Source organism: Desulfonatronospira sp., assembly GCA_003563255.1.
GTDB lineage: Bacteria > Desulfobacterota > Desulfovibrionia > Desulfovibrionales > Desulfonatronovibrionaceae > Desulfonatronospira.
This window is the reverse complement of sequence record PWSL01000505.1, coordinates 1-6,607: the sequence shown is the minus strand read 5'-3', so window position 1 is coordinate 6,607 and position 6,607 is coordinate 1. Positions and strand designations below refer to the sequence as shown.

The window sequence follows — 6,607 nt, the reverse complement described above, 5'->3', positions numbered from 1 at the left end:
TGAAACAGCCAAGGTCAAACATTTTGTTTTTGAATTCAATCCAGTTCATAATCTATTTCCATTATGCAGCAAATATGCTGATTTTTAGAAATAAAAAATGGGAATTGTCAAGCAGGTTTTGTAAGCAAATATGCCCAGAGCCAACAGATATTTTTGCATGACCATGTGGGGCCTATTACTCATAGGCTTTCACTATCAAAAAAGTAAAAAATTTAGTGAGTTACCACTGAAATCCTGCTTGCCCAGCCTGTCACGCCTTTGGCGTGATTGAATAGCTCAATGAGCTAGCCCGCAGGGCATTCAACTGGGGTGCCAAAAAAATCTTCCCAGGCACTGATGAGGGATAATTATGATTAACAAGAATAAGGTGGCAAGCTTGACAAGGGTGGATGGTTGATTATAAGACACCTTCAAAAACATACTGCATTGCACAAAACACCCCTGTATTTTAATGCTTAGTGTAGGGAAATAAGCTGTATAAATTTGAAATGTACCGCCATCATTTGCAATTTCTGGATAGCTGGCTCAAGGACAGCAGACGAAAGCCCCTGGTCATCCGCGGCGCCCGTCAGGTCGGCAAGTCTACGCTTGTTCAGCTGTTTGCAAAAGAATATGGCAAGGATTTGCTTGAGTTAAACTTAGAGCGCTATCCAGAATTATCCGAAATATTTAATACCAAAGACCCTGATCATATTATCCAGCAGATTGAATTTCTGCCGGGAATGAAACAAGTCAGTCAAAATTCCCTGCTTTTTCTGGATGAGATTCAGTCTGTTCCCGAGGCGATTCCGGCATTACGGTATTTTTACGAAGACAAGCCCTGGTTGCCTGTTTTAAGTGCCGGGTCTTTGCTGGAGTTTGTCTTGTCCGACCATTCTTTCTCCATGCCTGTAGGCCGAATACAGTATCTGCATATGGGGCCCATGACATTTTCTGAATTTCTGATGGGCATTGGGGAAGAAAAGCTTGGTTCCTTTATACTTAATTATGAGCCGGGCCAATCCATAGGAGAGATTGTCCATGGACGACTGCTGAGTTTGCTGCGTTCTTATTACTTTGTAGGCGGAATGCCCGAAGCAGTATCAGTTTTTGCTGCAACCAAGAGCTATAAGCAGGTCAGCCGGGTTCACAATTCCGTTCTCGAAACCTATCTTGAAGATTTCCCAAAATATATCGGTTCAAGAAATTTGAACCGCATGCGCAGAGTATTTCACTTTATTGCCAGAAATGTCGGAAGAAAGATAAAGTACAGTAATATCTCTTTTGAAGACCAGAGCGGTACTTTGAAAAAAGATATTGATCTTTTATCCATGGCCCGGGTCATAGGCAAGGTAATACGCAGTCATTGTTCCGGACTACCGCTTCATGCAGATATTGATGAAAAAGTATATAAACCACTTTTCCTGGATGTCGGCTTGATGAATGCTGTTTGCGGACTTGACTGGAGAGCGGTTTCTCAAATGGATGATGCGCAGCTGATCAATGAAGGGGCCATTGCCGAACAATTCGCAGGGCAGCACTTACAGAACATGTTTTCGGATGCGCTGAACCGGGAATTGACCTATTGGCTCCGTCAGGGCCGGTCTTCAAACGCTGAACTTGACTTTGTGGTGCAGACCGGTGGGCATATTATTCCTGTGGAAGTCAAAGCCGGCGCTGCAGGGTCACTTAAGTCACTGCACCAGTTTATGGGCAGCAAAGAAGCGCCTTTAGCTGTTCGACTGGATGCCTCTTTTCCTTCCGTAACCCGGATAAATACCAAAATCAGCACAGGCAAAACCTTCAGGCGGGTTCAATATCCGCTGCTCTCTCTACCACTGTACCTCATCGAACGTCTGGGGACTGTTGCAGCGTATTATTGTGAGAATCAGGAATAGGAGTGGGTTAGCAGTTCAGCACTACCGCGACACTTTATTTGAACTCGAAGGGGACTGGCTCTCCCGCACTTATTTCTATCCGGACGTAACCATTCAGAAAAGGGTCCGGTTGCCAGGCACCATCATTGACTGCTCCATCAGTGGTTACAATCCAGACGATACTCATACAGGCTGGCTCTGGTCAAATCAGGTCATATTTAAACCCGTTTTTCGGGAGGGTGCTGCTGGCGTTGCAGCCTTTGGCTATTTGCAGGGCCAGGTCTTTGATCGGCATTGATGTTGAAATTTAACATCAAAAATATATTGACATCCTGTTTTTGCCTGGTTTAGTGTTCGATCATCTTGAAGATGAATTTGGATTTCAGTTTTATTATTAACTAATGCTGTAGGCCGGTTTAGATTGTTTTAAGGCCTAAAAAGGGGGTATAGATGAAAAGTGTCATTACTGTTTTTTGGGCAACTCTGAGCATGGTGTTATTCTCGTTTTCAGTGTCCCTGGCGCACTGTATATGGACTGAAGTGCCTTTTACGGTTGAGCCGGACCAGGAGTTTAATGTTCGTGCGTATTATGCTCATCCTGACTATCTTCTCGAGGAAAGAGATAAGACCAACCTGAGCCTGGTAGTGCTCAAGCCTGGGCAGGAGATGGAAGAAATCGTCCTTTTTGAAAACCCCAACCATTATGATAATGACGTCATTCTTACCAATCCGGGGCAGCATATTTTCGTGCTGGAGCGCGATCCCAATCGCTACCGGCTTACGGAAATTCGGGACGTCGGCAAAAGTGTGACCTGGGTCGGGGAGGCGGGTTCCTTGATTCACGAACCTGTAGGTATTCCCTTGGAAATAGTTCCGGTCCAGGTCAGCGAACTTCCCAATGGACATAAAGAAGTGACTGTGCAGGTGCTTTATAACGGCAGCCCGGTTTCCGGCGGGGAAATAGAGGTTTTCCAGTCCCTGGAAACCGATTCAATCCTTTATGATGAGATTGCCGAATATGACGTGCAGGGTGACGGCAAAGTCACTTTTACCGTTGATCCTTCCCGTAAATACGTCCTGGAGACTGACCACAGTGTTCCGGCCAGGGAAGTGGACGGTACCGGCTTTGCCATTACCGAGGTCAGGTTCCGCTCTACTTTGTTTGTCGGGGCTATGTAGACCACCCTGAACAAGTTTAGAGAACCGGCAGTAAGAGTATAACCTGTTTGAAGAATAAACCGAATGAATGGGGGATAAAATGAAATTACGATTATTTGTTCTTGCCTGTTGCATGATTTTTGCCGCAACAACGGTTCAGGCTCATAAGCCGCTCGTATCCTGCGTGGACAACGGTGACAACACCATTACCTGTCAGGGAGGTTTTTCAGATGGATCTTCCGCTGCCGGTGTGATGATGCAGATCAAGGCCAGAGATGGCAGGGTACTGCAAAGGGGCCTGATGGATGACAATTCTGAGTTTACTTTCAGCAAGCCCAGGGACGAATTTGTCGTACTTTTCGATGCAGGTCCCGAACACAGGGTCAGAGTCCCTGGAAGCCGGATTGCTCAATAATGAACGTCATAGAGGTTCATAATCTCAGCCACCATTACAACGGCAAGACAGTGTACCAGGATCTCTCCTTTACTGTGCCTCAGGGATCCATATGCGGACTGCTCGGCAAAAACGGTCAGGGTAAAACAACCCTGGTCAATATCCTGATGGGTTTTTTGAAGCCTTCTGGAGGCAGATGTCTGGTCCTGGGTGAAAGTTCTCACAGTCTTTCACCGGATGTGCGCAAGCGTATCGGCCTTCTTCATGAAGGGCATCAGGCGTATGAGTTCATGACAATTGCCCAGACTGAAAAATTCTATCGAGGGTTTTACCCTGACTGGAATGCTGACATTTTTTATTCTCTGGTCAATAAAATGGGGCTTCCCCACCGGCACAAGGTTGGAAGCATGTCCTGCGGCCAGCGCTCTCAGGTGGTGCTTGGAGTGATAATGGCCCAGAATCCGGATCTTCTGATTCTTGACGATTATTCCATGGGTCTGGATGCCGGATACAGAAGGCTCTTTCTTGACGTTCTCCATGATTTCGCGGCCATGGAAGGCAAAACCATTTTCGTGACCAGCCATATTGTTCAGGACCTTGAGCAACTGGTGGACACCATTTTTTTTCTGGACCAGGGCAGGATAACCAGGACCGGCCTGACGGAGTTTCTCGGTTCCTTTAAAAAATATGTCTTCCATTCAAATAGTCAGGTGGTGCCCATTGAAGATGAAATCATCAAGGGAGTTGAGCGTAGAAGGGACCAGTTTACTGTTTATTCATACCGTGACCAGGATACCGTCACTGAACAGCTGTCCAGGCAGGGGGTGGAGGTCAGGGATCTGCACAGAGCAGACATGACCCTGGAAGACGGTTTCATCGGACTGATGGGGAAATACTGATATGATTTCATCAATCCTGCTCAAGGAATGGCTGAAGCTGAAATACTTATTTGCAGGGGTGCTGGTGCTGAACATCGGCGTCTGCCTGAAGATCTATTTCGATATCCGGGGGCTGATCCTGTCTGAGCATCCTGAGATGATCTGGTATGAGGCCATTCATCTGCACAATGTTTTTTTTAAGGACTTTATGTTTTTTCCACTGGTCACAGGTCTGGTCCTGGCCGCGGCCCAGTTTGTGCCGGAAATCATCCGGCGCAGGATGCGCATATCCCTGCATCTGCCTCTGCATCGGGATTTGTTGATACTGCTTAGTGTGGTGACCGGTCTGTTTTTTTTCATGGTTGCAGTGGGTATTTCGGTAGTGCTTGTCTACTCTACCATGCGGTCCTGGTTTCCTCTTGAAGTATCCATGACAGTTCTTACGACAATGGGACCGTGGATTCTGGCTGGAATTCTGGGTTACCTGGGCGGTATGGCAGTTCTCCTGGAACCCTTAAAAACCAGAAAAGTTTTTCTGACTATTGTGTTCAGCGTAATAATATCAGTTATGTATATGGGAGTCGGCTACGGGTGGATGTCTCCGGCCATGCCTTATCTGGTATGGCTTGTTCCCCTGTTTCTATTCTGCGTTTTTAACTCTGGTCAGAGATTCCAGCAAAGGGGGGCCTGATGACCGGCACGATTTCCCGTTTGTCCTTGCTTGTTCTGGCTGTTATGGCCATGAGTTATATTCTGCCTGCAGCCTTTGACAAGGTTGTGGGCAGAACAGCAGAAGAACCTCTGTTATTCTTCAGTCCTGTGCTTCAAAAGTTCGTTTATCAGGAATCACTGGGTGGGCATCGGTTTATCCATGCTGATGAAGACGGAGTTCATTATGACCGCCAGGAGTTCGAAGCCCTTCTTCCCTTTTTATACCACAGGAATCTGGAAATACACGACCTTCTGCCCCTGGTCATTGACGGTCAAAGCTTTGATCTTGAAGAGATAAGGGCAGAAAGACAGGCTGTTGAGATCAAGCCCCGCCAGATCAGTGTCAATCGTCAGCAGATTGAACTTTATCCCCTTTTTAATAACGATCCCGCGGTTCCCATGATACCTTTTCCTGAAGACATGTTCAGGATTACCCCCAACGGCATGGAGTTCATTAATGCAGATTACAACAGGATTGACAGCGAGCTCACCCGGGATTTCACAGAAGCCCTCAAGGAAAAAGGGTTTGTGTTTTCAGCTACAGTCATCAGCGGCAACCCCACCAATCTCAAGCCATTTGATGAGGGGTACTTCATAAGGGATGATTCAGGGCAGGTTTTTCACGTCAAGCGGGTTATGAACCAGCCGGAGGTAGTCAGGACAGGCATAGACCCGGGGCTGGACATTCTTGATATGATTATTTCGGAAAACCAGCGCAAGGAATTTTATGGGACAGTGTTTACCACCCAGGGAGAAATTTTTCTGATCTCTTATGATGATTACCAGCTGATCCGGATTCCCGTGGACAATTTTGACCCCCAAAGCATGGACTTTAAGCTCATAATAAACCCTCTCTACCGAACCGCCACCATCAGTAGTGAGCAAGGGATTTACGGCCTGGCCATGGATAGAGAGTACCGCGGTTTTGCTGATTTTTTTCTTGAGAGATCTGACCTGCAAAATGGGCCTGTGAGCAAAGGACGTGATTTCTTCCTGCCTTTTCAGATAACCTTGACCAGCGATCACCTGGACCAGGCAAAGCCTGATATAGGAACCGGAGGGCCATGGTCTTTAGTCGGTGTTTTTGTTGCCTTGGCCATGTTTACAGCATTTCACAGGAAATGGCGATCAAGGCCGGTGAGCAAAATGGATTTGCTCGTAGTACTTTTGAGCGGCTTCTATGGCCTGCTGGCTGTTATTTTTATAAGCAGTGAACATTGACCAGAGCCTGGTGGTGTTTACGCAGTGGCAGTAGGTGTAGGGGGTTATCCTTAAGTTTTTCAGTTGGCTTTTTCCACTTCAGTTGTTGCAACTGATAGTTGCTGGCCCAGGTGTGAGATGAGAAGAGGGCTGAAGACTTGAGAGAATCATGAAATATCCTTGAGTAAACCGCTTGCGTACTTATGCAGGATGCTTCTAACACTACAGCGAAACTTATTTATTGACCTCCGGGGACTGGCTCTTTTGCCGCCTAATTTTTGAAGCATTTGCAAATTAGCAACCGGCAAAAGTGCCTGTCCCGTATCTGTTTAGCGCTTTTAAGGAAAGCAGGGGACAGGCACTCCGGGACCCACTTGAGCATCATTTTGTGCTCAAAAAGACTCAATTTT

At 46.8% G+C, this 6,607-nt stretch carries 6 protein-coding genes; all 6 read left to right on the top strand.

The window, feature by feature from the left end; genetic code table 11:
- Window positions 1-503: 503 nt before the first annotated feature.
- The 6 genes from QZP87_RS14785 to QZP87_RS14760 all read left to right on the top strand — a co-directional run bounded on the left by QZP87_RS14785 (window position 504) and on the right by QZP87_RS14760 (window position 6,218).
- On the top strand, window positions 504-1,877 hold the full coding sequence (locus tag QZP87_RS14785; protein ID WP_291323694.1) for an ATP-binding protein: 1,374 nt from the start codon (window positions 504-506) through the stop codon (window positions 1,875-1,877).
- Between the two features lie 429 nt (window positions 1,878-2,306).
- The gene (locus QZP87_RS14780) at window positions 2,307-3,035 is read left to right on the top strand and encodes a DUF4198 domain-containing protein (protein WP_291323693.1); all 729 of its coding nucleotides are present in this window, start codon (window positions 2,307-2,309) and stop codon (window positions 3,033-3,035) included.
- Between the two features lie 79 nt (window positions 3,036-3,114).
- Complete coding sequence (locus QZP87_RS14775) at window positions 3,115-3,429, top strand: hypothetical protein (RefSeq protein ID WP_291323692.1); 315 nt, start codon at window positions 3,115-3,117, stop codon at window positions 3,427-3,429.
- Window positions 3,429-4,307, top strand: coding sequence for an ABC transporter ATP-binding protein (locus QZP87_RS14770; RefSeq protein ID WP_291323691.1), 879 nt, complete (start codon window positions 3,429-3,431; stop codon window positions 4,305-4,307). The genes QZP87_RS14775 and QZP87_RS14770 overlap by 1 nt, the downstream gene beginning before the upstream one ends.
- Before the next feature lies 1 nt (window position 4,308).
- Window positions 4,309-4,977, top strand: a complete 669-nt coding sequence (locus QZP87_RS14765; RefSeq protein WP_291323690.1) for a hypothetical protein — start codon at window positions 4,309-4,311, stop codon at window positions 4,975-4,977.
- Entirely contained in the window at window positions 4,977-6,218 is a 1,242-nt protein-coding gene (locus tag QZP87_RS14760) for a DUF4857 domain-containing protein (RefSeq protein WP_291323689.1), read from the top strand. The genes QZP87_RS14765 and QZP87_RS14760 overlap by 1 nt, the downstream gene beginning before the upstream one ends.
- Window positions 6,219-6,607: the final 389 nt, after the last annotated feature.